Here is a 14877-nt window from a genome sequence, read left to right as displayed (position 1 = left end):
CATTCGCCCGAGCAGCCAGTAATCGCCGCCAAAACCTCGCGGTGGAAGACGTTTATCGGGTCCGACATCCTGTGGTCCTACCGGCACTCGCCGGTCACCATCGTCGCCTCCATCGTGGCGGCGGTGCTGATCCTGATGGCAGTCCTGGCCCCCTGGATCGCCCCCTATAATCCGTTCAATCCGGCAACGCTGAACCTGATGGACGGCTTCACGCCACCCAATTCGTCCTCCTTCTCCGGCAAATATTTCCTGATGGGCACCGACAATCAGGGACGCGACGTGTTCTCGACCATCATGTATGGCAGCCGCGTCTCGCTTTTCGTCGGCGTGATGGCGACGCTCTTCGCCATGGTGATGGGGGTCGGCCTCGGCCTGGTCGCCGGCTATGTGGGCGGCGTGATCGATGCCGTCATCATGCGCGTCGCCGACGTGCAGCTCTCCTTCCCGGCCATTCTCATCGCCCTGCTGATCTTCGGGGTGGCGCGCGGCCTCATTCCGCCCAACCAGCAGGAAGGCGCGGCCATGTGGGTGCTGATCCTGGCCATCGGCCTGGCCAATTGGGCGCAATTCGCCCGTACCGTGCGCGGCGCCACCATGGTCGAGCGGCAGAAGGATTATGTGGCGGCCGCCCGCATCCTGGGGGTCAATCCGTTCATCATCCTGTTGCGCCACGTGCTGCCCAATGTGATGGGCCCGGTCCTGGTCATCGGCACGATCGGGCTGGCGCTGGCCATTATCGAGGAAGCCACGCTGTCCTATCTCGGCGTCGGCGTGCCCCCGACCCAGCCCTCGCTCGGCACGCTGATCCGCATCGGCCAGCAATTCCTGTTCTCGGGCGAGTGGTGGATCCTGCTCTTCCCGGCCATCACCCTTGTCCTGCTCGCCCTGTCGGTCAACCTGCTCGGTGACTGGCTCCGCGATGCCCTCAACCCGAAGTTGCGCTGATGACCGAGCCGGTTCTTTCCATCAGGGACCTCGTCGTCGAGTTCCCCTTCCGCAAAGACGTCTTCCGCGCCGTCAACGGCGTTTCCTTCGACATCATGCCCGGCGAAGTCGTCGGCGTGGTGGGGGAATCGGGCGCCGGCAAATCGATGACCGGCTCGGCCGTCATCGGCCTGATCGAGCCGCCCGGCCATATTGCCAGCGGCGAAATCCGCCTCAAGGGCGAGCGCATCGACAATCTGTCCGAGGAGCAGAAGGCGCGGCTGCGCGGCAAGCGCATCGGCATGGTGTTCCAGGACCCGCTGACCAGCCTCAATCCGCTCTATACGGTGGGCGAGCAATTGGTGGAGACCATCCGCACGCATTTGCCGCTCTCGGAGGCTGAAGCGCGCCAGAAGGCCATCGACCTGCTGGTCGAGGCCGGCATTCCCAAGGCGGCCGAGCGCATCGATTCCTATCCGCACCAGTTTTCGGGCGGCATGCGCCAGCGCGTGGTGATCGCCCTGGCCATCGCCGCCGGGCCGGAACTGATCATCGCCGACGAGCCGACCTCGGCGCTCGACGTCTCGGTGCAGGCCCAGATCATCAAGGTGCTGAAGAAGCTCTGCTCCAGCCATGGCGCGGCGGTCATGCTGATCACCCACGATATGGGCGTCATCGCCCAGACGGCCGACCGCATGGTGGTGATGCATCAGGGTACGGTGGTGGAGACCGGCACGGTGGGGGATATCATCCGCCGCCCGCGCGAGCCCTATACGATCAAGCTGATCGAATCCATTCCCACCATCCAGCGCCAGGACAATGCGCTTGCCCCCAGCGAGACCGCCAATGACGACGGCGCCTATGTGCAGGTGAAGAACCTGGTCCGCGATTTCGAGATCGGCGCGGGCAGCTTCACCAAATTGCTGCCGGGCAAGACCGAGATCTTCCGGGCCGTCAACGATGTCAGCTTCACCATTCCCCGGGGCGAGACCTTCGGCCTGGTGGGTGAATCGGGCTCGGGCAAGTCCACCTGCGCCAAGATGATCGTCGGCTTGCTGCGTCCCACTTCCGGGCACATCCTGGTCGATGGCCACGATATCTGGGCCGGCGGCAAGGGCCATCAGGAGCGCCGCAAGCGCGTGCAGATGATCTTCCAGGACCCCTATGCCAGCCTCAATCCGCGCTGGCGCGTGGCCGATATCGTCGCCGAGCCGATGCGGACCCTGGGCATTGCCCGCGGGCGCGCCGAAGTCGAGGACCGCGTGGCCGAATTGCTGCGCCGCGTGCGCCTCGATCCATCGGTCATGCGCAAGTTCCCGCATGAATTTTCCGGCGGCCAGCGCCAGCGCATCGCCATTGCGCGGGCCCTGTCCAGCCAGCCCGAATTCATCGTCTGCGACGAGCCCACCTCGGCGCTCGACGTTTCGGTGCAGGCGCAGGTGCTGGACCTGATGAGCGAATTGCAGGCCGAATTCGGGCTGACCTATCTGCTGATCAGCCATAACCTGGCGGTGGTGCGGCAGATGTCCACCGCTGTCGGCGTGCTGCACAACGGCATCCTGGTGGAAAAGGGTCCCACCGATGCCATCTTCGACAATCCGCAGGCGGATTACACCAGGATGCTGCTCGACGCCGTGCCGGACATTTCCAAAGTGGCGTGAGGGACCGCCAGCGGCGCCGATCGGCCGGTGGCGCTGGCCCATCCGGCTCCCCTTAATCACACGCGGCGCATTGCCCCGCTGCCAGCAACCTTGTAGATCGGGATCGGCTTGACCAGATAGGCTGCAATCACCAATAGGGCCTCCGCCATGACCGATCTCAAGCTCATCGCGCTTGACAGTGAAGACCTCGAAGTTGTGTCCGCCCATGTGCAGGATGCCGTCATCCGCGTGGCCGATATGGGCTATGCCCGCGGCGACCGCCGCTTCGCGCTGCTGATGAACCGCTTCGACTGGACCAGCGACAAACCCCGCACCAAGGCGCTGCGCAAGCGCGCCGCCCTGCATTTCGACGGCGTCAGCCATGTGGCCTATGCCGGTTTCGATCCGGCGGCGCCCGAAGGCGTGCTGGAACTGCTCGCCATCCATTTCGACCAAGAGGACCCGCCCGCCGGCCTGGTCGAGCTGCGCTTTGCCGGTGGCGGCACGGTGCGGCTCAGCGTCGATTATCTCGAAGCCCGCCTCGCCGATCTCGGCGCCGCCTGGGCCGCCTCCGGCAAGCCGGTGCATGCGCTGGATTAGCAATGGCCGCCCGGACGGCCTCTGCCTCCATGCCCCGGCCAGATGCCGGCCTTGTGCCCCGCTCTCCTCCCCTCGCTAGAAAGCTTTCCATGCCTCTTCGCCTCGATAGCGCCGCCGCCGATTTCGAACGGCAATTCTCCCTGCTCCTCGACGGCAAGCGCGAGGCGAGCAAGGATGTCGGCGACATCGTCGCCACCATCATCGAGGATGTGCGGACGCGCGGCGACGCGGCGCTGGTGGAGCTGACCAACAAGTTCGACAAGGCCGGGATCAGTGCCTCGACCCTCGCCTTCACCGAACAGGACATCGCCGCCGCTGCCCGGCAGGTGCCGGACCGGGTCCGCGCGGCGCTGCAAACGGCGCATGACCGCATCAAGGCGCATCACCAGAAGCAGAAGCCGGAAGATCAGCTCTATACCGATGCCCTTGGCGTCACCCTGGGCACCCGCTGGACCGCCGTGGATGCGGTCGGCATCTATGTGCCCGGCGGGCTGGCCTCCTATCCCTCCTCGGTGCTCATGAACGCCGTGCCGGCGCGCGTGGCGGGTGTGGAGCGCATCGCCATGGTCGTGCCGACGCCCAATGGCGAGATCGCTCCCGCCATTCTCGCCGCCGCCGAGATTGCCGGCGTCACCGAAATCTACCGCATTGGCGGGGCTCAGGCCGTGGCCGCCCTCGCCTATGGCACGGCGAGCATAGCGCGGGTCGACAAGGTGGTCGGTCCCGGCAATGCCTATGTGGCCAGCGCCAAGCGCCAGGTTTTCGGCCAGGTGGGCATCGACATGATCGCCGGCCCCTCCGAAATCCTGGTCATCGCCGATGGCACCGCCAATCCGGCCTGGATCGCCGCCGACCTCATCGCCCAGGCCGAGCACGGGGCCGGGGCCCAGTCCATTCTCGTCACTGTGGATGCCGGGCTGGCCGATGCCGTCGAGGCGGAAATGGACCGGCAGCTGGCGCTGCTGCCCAAGCAGGACATTGCCCGCCAGGGCTGGGAGGAATTCGGCGCCGTCATCACGGTCGGCTCGCTCGACGAAGCCGCCATGCTCGCCAACCGCATCGCTTCCGAACATGTCGAACTGGCGCTGGACGATCCGCAGGTTCTATTGCCCTCCATCCGCCATGCCGGCGCAATCTTTCTCGGCCATCACACGCCCGAGGCCATCGGCGATTATGTCGGCGGCTCCAACCACGTCCTGCCCACTGCCCGCTCGGCGCGCTTCGCTTCGGGGCTGGGCGTCTTGGACTTCATGAAGCGCACCTCGCTGCTGGGCTGCACGCCTGCGGCGCTGGCGGCCCTGGCCGAGCCGGCGGTGACCATAGCCGAGGTCGAGGGCCTCGATGGCCATGGCCGGTCGATTTCCATCCGGTTGAACGCTTGAGCATCTCGATGGGCAATGGGCAGGCCGCCGCCAGCAAGGACCGGCTGGTCATTGTCACGCTCGATCCCAATACCATCACCTCGATCGACCCCGACGAGGTGCATGAATGGCGCATCGCCATCTATGACCTGCTGGAGGACAATAGCTTCAAGCCGGCGCGGGTCGCGGCCGAAGGCCCCTATGCGCTGCACGTATCCATTGTCGGCAATTATATCCTGCTCGATGTGCGCAATCCCGAGACCTTCCAGCCCATCGCCGCCCATTATCTGTCGCTGACCCCGTTCCGCCGGCTGATCCGCGATTATTTCCGCATCCGCGACGCCTATTACGAGGCGATCCGCTCGGCCCAGCCCTTCCAGATCGAGACCGTCGACATGGCCAGGCGCGGCATGCACAACGAGGCGGCCGAATTGCTGCGCACCCGCCTCACCAACAAGATCATCATCGATCTCAACACGGCGCGGCGGCTGTTCACCCTGATCTGCGCGGTGCAGCCCTATGCCAGCCGCATCGACGAGGCGACCAGCAAATTGCCCAGCGTGCTGTTTGTCTGCTCGATGAATTCGGTGCGCTCGCCCATCGCCGCCGCCCTGGCGCGCCAGGCCTTTCCCGGCCGGCTCATCGCCCGCTCGGTCGGCGTCGATGGCGGCAAGGCCGATCAATTCGTCTATGAGGTCATGGAGGAGATCGGCATTGATATGTCGGTGCATACACCCCATATCCTGGACGAACTGGTCGCCAACCATTTCGACCTCGTCATTACCCTGTCCGAAGACGCCCCCGAGGCGGTCAGGAAGAAGGGTCTGGAGGCCGGGGCGGTCGAGCACTGGACGGTGGATGACCCATCTCTGGTGGAAGGCAGCCGCGAACTGGTGCTCAATGCCTATCGCGAACTCCGGGATTCTCTGCGCCGCCGGGTGCGCGAGCGCCTGGAGCCACTGGTTTCCTGAACGGCTACGGCTGGGGCGGACGCTGCTTGGCGGTCTGGAAACGCGACAAAACAACCACTTGTGCCCGTCCATCGCCTCCAGAAGACGGCAAATGGGGCAAGTGGTTCACAAAACAATTGATTTGAAGTAGGTTCCGCCCGATTTTGCGGCCTCAGCCAGCCAACAATGGCGCATGGCGGGGCCTTCTCAGGAGAAAGTATGGCCAAGGAAGAAGTGCTCGAATTTCCGGGCGTGGTCACCGAATTGCTTCCCAACGCGACCTTTCGCGTGAAGCTGGAAAACGACCACGAAATCATCGCCCACACTGCCGGGCGCATGCGCAAGAACCGCATCCGCGTTCTCGCCGGCGACAAGGTGCTGTGCGAAATGACCCCCTACGACCTCACCAAGGGTCGCATCACCTACCGCTTCAAGTGATCTGAGCCCCGATGGCCAGCCGCCCCGACCTGATCCTGGCTTCTGCCTCGCCGCGCCGGCTGGCTCTGCTCAACCAGATCGGCATCGAGCCGGAGCATCTGGTGCCGGCCCATGTCGACGAGACGCCCGAAAAAGGCGAATTGCCGCGCAAGCTGGCCCAGCGCCTGGCCGAGCTGAAGGCGGTCACCGCCCAGCACAAGGCGCGGGTCGCCGGTTTCGGCGCCAATTCGCTGGTGCTGGCCGCCGATACTGTGGTGGCCGTCGGCCGGCGCATCCTGCCCAAGGCCGAGACCATGGAAGAGGCGAGCGATTGCCTGCGGCTGCTCTCGGGCCGCGCCCATCGCGTCTATACCGGCCTGACGCTGATCAATCCCGCCGGCGCCAGGCGTCATCGCGTCGTCGAGACCCGCATCCGCTTCAAGCGTCTGTCGTCGCGGGAAATGGAAGCCTATCTCGCCAGCGCCGAATGGCGCGACAAGGCCGGCGGCTACGCCATCCAGGGCATTGCCGGCGCCTTCGTGGTCAAGCTGGTCGGCTCCTATTCCGGCGTTGTCGGCCTGCCGCTGCACGAAACCGCCCAATTGCTCGCCGGCGAGAATTATCCTGTCCACTTCAACTGGCTCAACCAGTCGAGCCTGTCGAGCGTCTGATGAGCCGGTCCCAGGAAAAGAAATGCCCGATCTGCGGCAAGCCGGCCGATGAGAAGCTCAAGCCCTTCTGCTCGAAACGCTGCGCCGATGTCGATCTCAATCGCTGGCTTTCGGGCAGCTATGTCATTCCCGCCCGCGACGACGAGCCGATTGCCGATACCGGTGACGATGAATGAGCGATAGGGGCGTTCAACGCTAACAATCCGTTAACCGATCGCCCTGTGTGCGAACACTGCGTTTTCGCGCTTGCGCGGCAAAAACCGATCTCCTATAAGGCCGGTGGCTCGCGGCTCACGCCATTAGGCCCGATGCCCAGATAGCTCAGTTGGTAGAGCAGCGGATTGAAAATCCGCGTGTCGCTGGTTCGATTCCGGCTCTGGGCACCACCACTTCCGGGAAATGAAAAAAGCCCGGACGCCGTGGAGGGAACGGCATCCGGGCTCGCGCTGCGACGGGAGCATTTGGCAACCGGGAGGGCGGCGCCAACGCATCGACCATGTCGAGCTTGCGGGACGGGCAATGGGGGCCTGCCGCGTCCTTATCCGGTTAGATAGTCCTGCCGCCCAGAGGTTCAAGGCCCAGAGGCGCAGCCCGCGGCAATTATTCATTTCCTATAACAGGTTTGCCAATATCGCCCCGGCAACCGACAGAATGCCCAGCGCTGCCAGGCCCGCTGCCGCCAGCATGAATTGGGCCTGTTGTAGATGGCCGCTGCGCCGCACCCGGCGACGTATGGTTGGCAGGTCGGCGGGACCATGGTTCAGATCGAGATTGGCCATATCGACCTCCGCGCAGGCCCGGCCTTTCCGCCGGTCCATCCTTGGGGCAGCCGCCTTGACCAGGGCCGTTTCTCACCCTCTCGACCGCACGATACGCGGCTCCGGCCCCGGCCTGAACCTCAGCCTGCAAAAGCGGTTAATTTGTTTCAAATGCGCTTGATTGCTATCTTGTATGGTAGACATTGAAACACCCCGATGAACGTGGCAGAACAAGCGTCATGACCCAGCCAGCCCATCTGCATCCGGACCGTCTTTTTCCCGCCTGGGAGCCGGCGCAATCCATTGCGCGCGATCTTTATCCGGCGGTGAAGGACCTGCCCATCGTCAGTCCGCACGGCCATACGGACCCCTCCTGGTTTGCGGATAATGGCCGGTTCACCACCCCCACCGCTTTGTTCCTGACGCCGGATCATTATGTGCTGCGCATGCTGCGGAGCCGCGGCATTTCCTATGATGCCCTGGGCATCCCGCGCAAGGACGGCAAGCCCGTCGAAAGCGATGGCCGCCGGGCCTGGCGGCTATTCGCCGAAAATTACCATCTCTTTGCCGGGACGCCCTCGAAAACCTGGGTGGATCATTCGCTGCATGCGGTTTTTGGCATTGGCGAGGAGCTTTCCGGCGCCACGGCCGACGGCATTTACGATGCTATCGATGCCCGGCTCGGCGCGCCCGACCTCCTGCCGCGCGCCATTCTCGACCGCTTCGACGTCGAAGTCATCGCGACCACCGAATTCGCGCTCGATCCCCTGACGCATCACCGGAAGATGGAAGGCGAGGGCTATATCGGCCGGGTCCGCACCACCTACCGGCCCGACGACGTGACCGATGCCAGCCGCCCGGCCATCGCCGAAAACCTGCACAGGTTCGGCGAGTTGACGGGCGAGGACATCGCCAGATGGGACGGGCTGATCAACGCCCATCGCCGGCGGCGCGAATATTTCCGCCGCTTCGGCGCCGTGGCCACCGATCACGGTGTGCCGACGGCCAATACCGCCGACCTGCCGGCGGTGGAGAAGCAGGCCCTGCTCGACAGAATATTGGCTGGCCGTCACGACGCCGATGATGCCGAAATGTTCCGGGCCCAGATGCTGACCGAGATGGCCCTGCTCTCGGTCGAGGACGGCATGGTCATGCAGATCCATGCCGGTTCGCGCCGCAATACCGACCCGCTGCTTTTTGCCGAGCGTGGCGCCGATCTCGGCGCCGACATTCCGGGACCCAGTGATTATGTCGGCGGGCTCCGGGCGCTGCTGTCGCGCTGCGGCAATGAGCCGAACTTGCGGCTCATCATGTTCGTGCTCGACGAAACCACCTATGCGCGCGAACTGGCGCCCATGGCCGGCTATTGGCCCAGCCTGATGATCGGGCCGCCCTGGTGGTTCCACGACAGCCCGCAGGGCATCCGCCGCTATCTCGACCAGGTGGTCGAAACCGCCGGCTTCTACAATCTCGCCGGGTTCAACGACGATACCCGGGCCCTGCTCTCCATTCCGGCCCGCCACGACGTCTGGCGCCGGGAGGTCTGCGGCTTCCTGGCGCGCTGGGTCAGCGAGAACCGGCTTGGCCGGGCCAGCGCAGAAGAGATTGCCAGGCATTTGAGCTATCAGGCCGCCAAGGATGCCTACCGCATCCCCTGACCGGCCGCGGCTTGGGCGCCAACGGCGCATTTCCTGCCACATTGCCGCCTGAAACCGGTCGCCAGGGCCGCATTTCCTGCATGTTTCTCCAGCGGAACCGAAAAATACCGGCCTGCCCGGCAAGTTTGTGGAAACCGTTGCCAATCGGCCACAATGGGCAAATCAATTCCTCGAATCCGCCCAGGGCGGCGGATATGCGGTGCTGATTCGTTCTCCTCGTGGATTCGGTTTCTACGTTTTCAAGACTCCGTCGCCGATGGTTAACAACCTGCATGCCGCCCCCCGCGGCAAAACCGCAACATCGGGCGGGCCGGGCGCAAAGTGCCGGATTTGCTCACATTGTGGCCCCGCCGCCCCCTTACTCAGCCGCCATCTACAATTACAGCGAGCTGAACTATTGACTAAGAAAGCCGTTATCGCCGCCATCTGCGCTGCATGTGTCTTGAGTTTTTCCAGTGCAGCCTATGCCCAATGCGGCGGCGCTTCCTGGTACGGTCCCGGCTTCCACGGGAAGAAGGCCGCATCGGGGGAAACCTTCAACGAGAACGCCATGACGGCGGCGCATCGTACCCTGCCCTTCGGCACCAAGGTCGAGGTTGTCGACCAGCGGACCGGCAATGCCGTGGAAGTCACCATCAATGATCGTGGCCCCTTCCATGGCAAGCGCATCATCGATCTCTCCAAAGCCGCCGCCACCGCGCTCGGCTTCCGCAATCGCGGCACCACCACGGTCTGCCTCGCCGGGAACTGAACTCCGTCTCCTCCCGAGACATGAAGGGGGCTGTCCGGATCGCCGGACAGCCCCCTTCATTCTGGCGCGCCTAAATTAATCGCCTAACGAATGACCGATCCATCGGAGTCGAAAAGGTGGGCCTTGGCCGGGTCGAGATAGGCCGGGACCATGGAGCCCAGATCGACATTGCGCTGCCCCTCGAGCACGATGGTCAGGGCCTGGCCATCGCTGGTCGTGGCATAGACCACCGTCTGGCCGCCCAGATTTTCGACCAGATCGACGCGGACATCGGCAAATTTGACGCCGGAGCCCTCGGCAATGGTGATGTGTTCGGGCCGGATGCCCAGGATCATGGCGCCGGCCACGTCGCGATCCAGCGACAAGACCGTTCCGGCGGCCTTGAGCGCGCCGTTCTCGACGCTGGCATTGAGGAAATTCATCTTGGGCGAGCCGATAAAGCCGGCGACGAAGAGATTGCGCGGATTGTTGTAGAGCTCCAGCGGCGCACCGGCCTGTTCGATGATGCCGCTGCGCAGAACCACGATCTTGTCGGCCATGGTCATGGCTTCCACCTGATCGTGGGTCACATAGATCATGGTATTTCCCAGATCGTTATGCAGCTTGGCGATCTCGACGCGCATGGCGACGCGCAATTCCGCATCGAGATTGGAGAGCGGCTCGTCGAACAGGAAAATCTTGGGTTCGCGCACGATGGCGCGGCCAATGGCGACGCGCTGGCGCTGGCCGCCGGAGAGCTGCTTGGGCTTGCGCTTCAGCAATGGCTCGATCTTGAGGATTTCCGCCGCCCGCTGCACCCGGGGCTCGATTTCCGCCTTGGGCATGCGGGCGGTTTCGAGGCCGAAAGCCAGGTTCTGATAGACGCTCATATGCGGGTAAAGCGCGTAGGACTGGAAGACCATGGCGATGCCGCGCTTGGCCGCCGGGACGTCGTTCATGCGCTGTCCATCGATGAGCAGGTCGCCGCCGGTGATCGGTTCGAGGCCGGCGATCATCCGCAAGAGCGTGGACTTGCCGCAGCCTGAGGGGCCGACAAAGACGGTGAAATCGCCCGGCTCGATGGTCAGGTCCACCCCGTGGATGACCGGCACGTCGCCATAGGCCTTCTGGATCTGCTTGAGTTCGATGCTGGTTGCCATGCGGCCTGTCTCCTCCTGCCTATCGGTATGCGGCGGGCACCCAGCTCCCATAGAGCGGGTGGTCCGGGCCGAGCGGCAGTTCAACTTCGGAATGGGTGGCGGAAGAGTGATAGAAGGCCGTCACCAATTCCAATGCCCGGCGGGAATCGGCGCTGGTGACCGGCAGCTTGCCCTTGCCGGAAATGGCGTCGTGGAAACGCGCCATCTGGGTCTGGAAGCGCGACGGCACATGCTGCCAATTGGCGAGGAGCTGGTCGATCCGGGCTTTGACCTCGTCATTGCGCGGCAGAATCTTCCAGAGTTTGCCGCCGGGATTATAGGGCGCGTGGTCGCTTTCAAAGGTGACGTTTTCGAATTGCAGGCGGATGCGGGTGATCTCGTCGACCGAACCCAGAGTGGCGGTGAAGCTGGCCAGCGCCCCGCTCCGCATTTCGAGCGATGCGGAAATGACGTCCTCGACCTCGATCGGGTTCACGCGGGTGGCGACGCGGCCGAATATGCGGGCAATGTCGCCCATGAGATAGGTGAAGATATCGTGGGGATGGATGGCGTGTCCCATGAGGACGCCGCCCAGTTCCGTCTGCCACTTGCCGCGCCAGGGCACCGCATAATAGGGCGCTTCCCGGCGCCACATGGTTTCGACCGTGCCGCAATAGGCCTTGCCGGCAATGCCGGCATCGATAATGGTCTTGGCCTGTTCGATGCCGTCGCCGAAACGATATTGGAAGACCGGCATCAACAGGCCCTTGGTGCGCTGTTCGAGCGCCATGATGGCGTCGACATCCTTGAGCGATCCGACCAGCGGTTTCTCGCAGACCACGTGCTTGCCGGCCGTCAGCGCCTCGGTGACCATGGACAGATGCACGCCGGGCGGGGTGCAGACGTCGATGATGTCGATATCGTCCATGGCCAGCAGGTCGGTGAAATTGGTCAGGCGCCGCTCGACGCCGAATTCCTCGCCGATGGCGTCGAGGCGCTCCGCGTTGAGATCGCAGAGCGCCAGCACCCTGAACTTGTCGGCATTGGGCAGATAGCCCTCGACGATATGGCTGCGGCCGATGCCGCAGCCGACCACGGCAACGTTGAGAACGCGGCTCATTGCTGCCATTCCGTGCCCCGCTCGGCCAGGGCCTGGGCGGTCAGCGCCATCTTCATGGCGTTATAGCACCGTTGCTGGGGCATGGCGGTTTCGGTGCGATTGCGCACGTCATCGAGGAATTGCCGGCCGAACGGCATGTCGACATCGGAACAGTCGATATGCCTGGTGCCCTGCTTGTCCACGAGGAACAGGTGATTTTCGCCGGGGCGGCCGGCAATGTCGACATATTTGCGTAGCTCGATATAGCCTTCGGTACCCAGAATGGTCAGGCGTCCGTCACCCCAGGTGGGCAGGCCCTCGGGCGTGAACCAATCGACGCGGATATAGCCCGTGGTCCTGTCGGTGCGGATATGGGCGTCGCCGACATCCTGGAAACCGGGGCGCTGCGGATGGTTGCGGTTATGGACATTGGCGGAAATCACCTCGCCATCCATGGCGCCGGAAAAGAACAGGAATTGTTCGAACTGGTGGCTGGCAATATCGCAGAGAATGCCGCCATAGCGATTGCGGGTGAAGAACCAGTCGGGACGCTTGTTGAGCCGCAGGGAATGGGGGCCGAGGCCCACCGTGTTGACCACCTCGCCGATGGCGCCGCTGGCGATGAGATTGCCGGCCTCGACCGCGGCCGGCACTTCGAAATGCTCCGAATAGAGCACCGAGAAGATGCGGCCGGTTTGCTGCTGCACCCGCTGCACCTCGGCCAATTGCTCGAACGAGGTCATGCCGGGCTTGTCGGTCAGCACGTCTTTGCCGTGCTGCATGGCGCTGATGCAGATGGCGGCGCGATCGCCCGGAATGGCGGCGGTGGTGACGACCGCGATCGAGCTGTCCTCGAGAATGGCGCGGGGATCGACGACGCGCCGGGTCTCGGGATATTTTTCACCGAAACTGGCGGCCAGATCGTCCTCCACCGCATGGAAGGCGACGAATTCGGCGCCGGCGCGCTTGAGGCAATCCACCTGGCCATAGATGTGGGCGTGATTGATGCCGATGGCGGCAAATTTGATAGTCATGTCAACAATGGTCCTGGTCGCATGAAACAGGGGCGCGGCATCGGCCCGGCAATATCGCGAAGGTCGGTCACCGTTTCATCCCCGTCGTGGCAATGCCTTCGATCAGCAGGCGCTGGAAGAACAGGAAGAACAGGAAGATCGGCACGAGGCTGAGTACGCTCATGGCGAAAAGCCCGCCATAATCGGACATGCCGGTGCTGTCGGTGAAGGTGCGCAGGCCGAGCATCACCGTGTAGGTGCGCATTTCGCTGAGATAGATCAGCGGCCCGAAGAAATCGTCCCAGGTCCAGATGAAGGTGAAGATGGCGGCCGTCGCCAGAACCGGCATGGAGAGCGGCAGGATGATCTTCCAATAGATGCGCCAGGGCGAGCAGCCATCCATCTGCGCCGCCTCGTCCAGCTCCTTGGGCAGGCCGCGGAAGAACTGCACCATGAGGAAGATGAAGAAGCCGTCGGCGGCGAGGAATTTGGGCACGACCAGCGGCAGGAAGGAATTGACCCAGCCGAGCTGGCGGAACAGCACATATTGGGGGATGAGCGTCACCTGATAGGGCAGCATCAGGGTCAGCAGCATCAGCGCGAACCAGAATTTCTTGCCGCGGAATTCCAGCCGGGCAAAGGCGAAGGCGGCCATGGAGCAGGCCATGACATTGCCGATGACGCTGAGGATGGAGATGATGAAGCTATTGGTGAAGAACACGCCGAAGCTGGTGCGCAATCCATGCCAGCCGCGAATATAGGCGTCCAGGCTCCAGGCCGAGGGAATGATGCTGGTCGAGCTGAAAATCTCGTTTTCCGGCCGGAAGGAAGCGGCCAGCATCCACAAGAGCGGATAGAGCATCAGCACCGAAGCGCCGAGCAGGGCGGCATGGGTCAGCACCGACAAAAAGCGGCGCTGGGCGGGCGAGAGCCGGCGCAGCCCGACGACGGTGAGCTTGTTGGGCGCGTCAGTCATCGTAGTGGACCCAGTATTTCGAGGTCAGGAAGGAGAAGGCGGTGAACAGGCCCACCAGCGCCAGCAGCACCCAGGCCAGGGCGGAGGCATAGCCCATGCGGAAGAAGCCGAAGGCCTCCTGATAGAGATAGAGCGTATAGAACAGGGTGGAATTGATCGGATTGCCGGTGCCCCCGGAAATGATGAAAGCCGGGGTGAAGCTCTTGAACGCCTCGATGGTCTGGATGATGGCGTTGAAGAACACCACCGGCGTCAGCAGCGGTAGGGTGATCTTCCAGAATTGCCGCCATTTGCTGGCCCCATCGAGGCTGGCCGCCTCATACATGTCCTGCGGAATCTGGCGCAGGCCCGCCAGGAAGATGATCATCGGCGAGCCGAACTGCCACACCGACAGGATGATCAGCGTCCAGAGCGAATATTGCGGATTGGAAATCCAGCTCGGTCCGATAATGCCGAACATGGCGAGGAATTTGTTGACCAGGCCGTCGCCGGCGAAAATCTGCCGCCACAGAATGGCGATGGCGACCGAGGCGCCGAGCAGGCTCGGCAGATAGAACAGGGCGCGATAAAGCGGCAGGCCGCGAATGCCGCGATTGAGCAGCAGGGCGACGCCCAGCGCGAAAGCCAGCTTGAGCGGCACCGAAAAGATGACGAAAAACATGGTCACCCGCATCGACGCCGCGAATTTGGGGTCGTTGGTGAACATGCGCATGTAGTTATCGATACCGGTCCAACGCGGCGCGGTGAGCAGGTCGAAATGGGTGAAGCTGAGATAGAGCGAGGTGATCATCGGGCCGACGGTGAGGCCGAAAAAGCCGATGAACCAGGGCAGCAGGAACAGATAGCCGGGGGCATCATTCTGCCAGATCCGAGCCCAGATGGACGGGCGAACCGCGCGCTCCCCTACGGAAGCGTCCGATTCAAGAGAGCGCGCGGTCATG

At 63.6% G+C, this 14877-nt stretch carries 16 protein-coding genes, 1 tRNA gene and 1 pseudogene; 12 read left to right on the top strand and 6 right to left on the bottom strand.

Going from position 1 to position 14877, the window contains the following annotated elements:
* Nucleotides 1-21: 21 nt before the first annotated feature.
* The 10 genes and pseudogenes from O9Z70_RS00835 to O9Z70_RS00790 all read left to right on the top strand — a co-directional run bounded on the left by O9Z70_RS00835 (nucleotide 22) and on the right by O9Z70_RS00790 (nucleotide 6949).
* Nucleotides 22-945, top strand: coding sequence for an ABC transporter permease (locus O9Z70_RS00835; protein ID WP_286022047.1), 924 nt, complete (start codon nucleotides 22-24; stop codon nucleotides 943-945).
* Nucleotides 945-2585, top strand: a complete 1641-nt coding sequence (locus O9Z70_RS00830; protein ID WP_286020618.1) for an ABC transporter ATP-binding protein — start codon at nucleotides 945-947, stop codon at nucleotides 2583-2585. The genes O9Z70_RS00835 and O9Z70_RS00830 overlap by 1 nt, the downstream gene beginning before the upstream one ends.
* Before the next feature lie 147 nt (nucleotides 2586-2732).
* On the top strand, nucleotides 2733-3164 hold the full coding sequence (locus tag O9Z70_RS00825; RefSeq protein WP_286020617.1) for a DUF2948 family protein: 432 nt from the start codon (nucleotides 2733-2735) through the stop codon (nucleotides 3162-3164).
* Nucleotides 3165-3253: 89 nt separating this feature from the next.
* Nucleotides 3254-4546: a histidinol dehydrogenase gene (gene hisD / locus O9Z70_RS00820; protein WP_286020616.1), complete on the top strand. Its 1293-nt coding sequence runs from the start codon at nucleotides 3254-3256 to the stop codon at nucleotides 4544-4546.
* Nucleotides 4547-4554: 8 nt separating this feature from the next.
* Nucleotides 4555-5028, top strand: a pseudogene (locus tag O9Z70_RS00815) (UPF0262 family protein); the annotation flags it as partial.
* Nucleotides 5029-5103: 75 nt separating this feature from the next.
* Nucleotides 5104-5496, top strand: coding sequence for an arsenate reductase/protein-tyrosine-phosphatase family protein (locus tag O9Z70_RS00810; RefSeq protein ID WP_502870210.1), 393 nt, complete (start codon nucleotides 5104-5106; stop codon nucleotides 5494-5496).
* Nucleotides 5497-5694: 198 nt separating this feature from the next.
* On the top strand, nucleotides 5695-5913 hold the full coding sequence (infA, locus tag O9Z70_RS00805; RefSeq protein ID WP_046103343.1) for a translation initiation factor IF-1: 219 nt from the start codon (nucleotides 5695-5697) through the stop codon (nucleotides 5911-5913).
* Between the two features lie 11 nt (nucleotides 5914-5924).
* The gene (locus O9Z70_RS00800) at nucleotides 5925-6563 is read left to right on the top strand and encodes a Maf-like protein (RefSeq protein WP_286020615.1); all 639 of its coding nucleotides are present in this window, start codon (nucleotides 5925-5927) and stop codon (nucleotides 6561-6563) included.
* Entirely contained in the window at nucleotides 6563-6739 is a 177-nt protein-coding gene (yacG, locus tag O9Z70_RS00795) for a DNA gyrase inhibitor YacG (protein ID WP_286020614.1), read from the top strand. Before O9Z70_RS00800 ends, yacG begins: the two co-directional genes overlap by 1 nt.
* 134 nt (nucleotides 6740-6873) lie before the next feature.
* Nucleotides 6874-6949, top strand: a tRNA-Phe gene (locus O9Z70_RS00790).
* Nucleotides 6950-7174: 225 nt separating this feature from the next.
* On the opposite strand, the gene O9Z70_RS00785 is transcribed toward O9Z70_RS00790, so the two are convergent.
* A complete protein-coding gene (locus tag O9Z70_RS00785) occupies nucleotides 7175-7342 on the bottom strand; it encodes a hypothetical protein (RefSeq protein ID WP_286020613.1) in 168 nt (55 codons plus the stop codon).
* Between the two features lie 218 nt (nucleotides 7343-7560).
* Between O9Z70_RS00785 and uxaC the strand changes: the two genes are divergently transcribed.
* Both uxaC and O9Z70_RS00775 read left to right on the top strand, forming a co-directional pair.
* Complete coding sequence (gene uxaC / locus O9Z70_RS00780) at nucleotides 7561-8979, top strand: glucuronate isomerase (RefSeq protein ID WP_286020612.1); 1419 nt, start codon at nucleotides 7561-7563, stop codon at nucleotides 8977-8979.
* 397 nt (nucleotides 8980-9376) lie between these two features.
* Nucleotides 9377-9730 (top strand): septal ring lytic transglycosylase RlpA family protein, encoded by a 354-nt coding sequence (locus O9Z70_RS00775; protein ID WP_286020611.1) that lies wholly within the window; start codon nucleotides 9377-9379, stop codon nucleotides 9728-9730.
* A gap of 83 nt (nucleotides 9731-9813) precedes the next feature.
* On the opposite strand, the gene O9Z70_RS00770 is transcribed toward O9Z70_RS00775, so the two are convergent.
* From O9Z70_RS00770 to O9Z70_RS00750, 5 genes are all read right to left on the bottom strand, one after another.
* Nucleotides 9814-10869, bottom strand: coding sequence for an ABC transporter ATP-binding protein (locus O9Z70_RS00770; RefSeq protein WP_286020610.1), 1056 nt, complete (start codon nucleotides 10867-10869; stop codon nucleotides 9814-9816).
* A gap of 19 nt (nucleotides 10870-10888) precedes the next feature.
* A complete protein-coding gene (locus O9Z70_RS00765; RefSeq protein ID WP_286020609.1) occupies nucleotides 10889-11968 on the bottom strand; it encodes a Gfo/Idh/MocA family protein in 1080 nt (359 codons plus the stop codon).
* Entirely contained in the window at nucleotides 11965-12981 is a 1017-nt protein-coding gene (locus O9Z70_RS00760; protein ID WP_286020608.1) for a Gfo/Idh/MocA family protein, read from the bottom strand. The genes O9Z70_RS00765 and O9Z70_RS00760 overlap by 4 nt, the downstream gene beginning before the upstream one ends.
* Nucleotides 12982-13048: 67 nt before the next feature.
* Nucleotides 13049-13936 (bottom strand): carbohydrate ABC transporter permease, encoded by an 888-nt coding sequence (locus O9Z70_RS00755; protein ID WP_502870145.1) that lies wholly within the window; start codon nucleotides 13934-13936, stop codon nucleotides 13049-13051.
* Nucleotides 13929-14876: a carbohydrate ABC transporter permease gene (locus tag O9Z70_RS00750; RefSeq protein ID WP_286020607.1), complete on the bottom strand. Its 948-nt coding sequence runs from the start codon at nucleotides 14874-14876 to the stop codon at nucleotides 13929-13931. The genes O9Z70_RS00755 and O9Z70_RS00750 overlap by 8 nt, the downstream gene beginning before the upstream one ends.
* Nucleotide 14877: the final 1 nt, after the last annotated feature.

Origin of the sequence: Devosia sp. YIM 151766, from assembly GCF_030285925.1 — a bacterium.
Classification (GTDB): domain Bacteria; phylum Pseudomonadota; class Alphaproteobacteria; order Rhizobiales; family Devosiaceae; genus Devosia.
The sequence above is the reverse complement of the archived record's forward strand: the minus strand, read 5'-3'. Positions and strand labels throughout refer to the sequence as shown.

What these genes read in the sequence shown, in the direction of transcription:
- O9Z70_RS00770 (WP_286020610.1), bottom strand. Translation starts at nt 10,869, where the DNA reads ATGGCAACCAGCATCGAACTCAAGCAGATCCAGAAGGCCTATGGCGAC.
- infA (WP_046103343.1), top strand. Translation starts at nt 5,695, where the DNA reads ATGGCCAAGGAAGAAGTGCTCGAATTTCCGGGCGTGGTCACCGAATTG.
- yacG (WP_286020614.1), top strand. Translation starts at nt 6,563, where the DNA reads ATGAGCCGGTCCCAGGAAAAGAAATGCCCGATCTGCGGCAAGCCGGCC.
- hisD (WP_286020616.1), top strand. Translation starts at nt 3,254, where the DNA reads ATGCCTCTTCGCCTCGATAGCGCCGCCGCCGATTTCGAACGGCAATTC.
- O9Z70_RS00750 (WP_286020607.1), bottom strand. Translation starts at nt 14,876, where the DNA reads ATGACCGCGCGCTCTCTTGAATCGGACGCTTCCGTAGGGGAGCGCGCG.
- O9Z70_RS00785 (WP_286020613.1), bottom strand. Translation starts at nt 7,342, where the DNA reads ATGGCCAATCTCGATCTGAACCATGGTCCCGCCGACCTGCCAACCATA.
- O9Z70_RS00755 (WP_502870145.1), bottom strand. Translation starts at nt 13,936, where the DNA reads ATGACTGACGCGCCCAACAAGCTCACCGTCGTCGGGCTGCGCCGGCTC.
- O9Z70_RS00810 (WP_502870210.1), top strand. Translation starts at nt 5,104, where the DNA reads ATGAATTCGGTGCGCTCGCCCATCGCCGCCGCCCTGGCGCGCCAGGCC.
- O9Z70_RS00765 (WP_286020609.1), bottom strand. Translation starts at nt 11,968, where the DNA reads ATGAGCCGCGTTCTCAACGTTGCCGTGGTCGGCTGCGGCATCGGCCGC.
- uxaC (WP_286020612.1), top strand. Translation starts at nt 7,561, where the DNA reads ATGACCCAGCCAGCCCATCTGCATCCGGACCGTCTTTTTCCCGCCTGG.
- O9Z70_RS00800 (WP_286020615.1), top strand. Translation starts at nt 5,925, where the DNA reads ATGGCCAGCCGCCCCGACCTGATCCTGGCTTCTGCCTCGCCGCGCCGG.
- O9Z70_RS00830 (WP_286020618.1), top strand. Translation starts at nt 945, where the DNA reads ATGACCGAGCCGGTTCTTTCCATCAGGGACCTCGTCGTCGAGTTCCCC.
- O9Z70_RS00825 (WP_286020617.1), top strand. Translation starts at nt 2,733, where the DNA reads ATGACCGATCTCAAGCTCATCGCGCTTGACAGTGAAGACCTCGAAGTT.
- O9Z70_RS00760 (WP_286020608.1), bottom strand. Translation starts at nt 12,981, where the DNA reads ATGACTATCAAATTTGCCGCCATCGGCATCAATCACGCCCACATCTAT.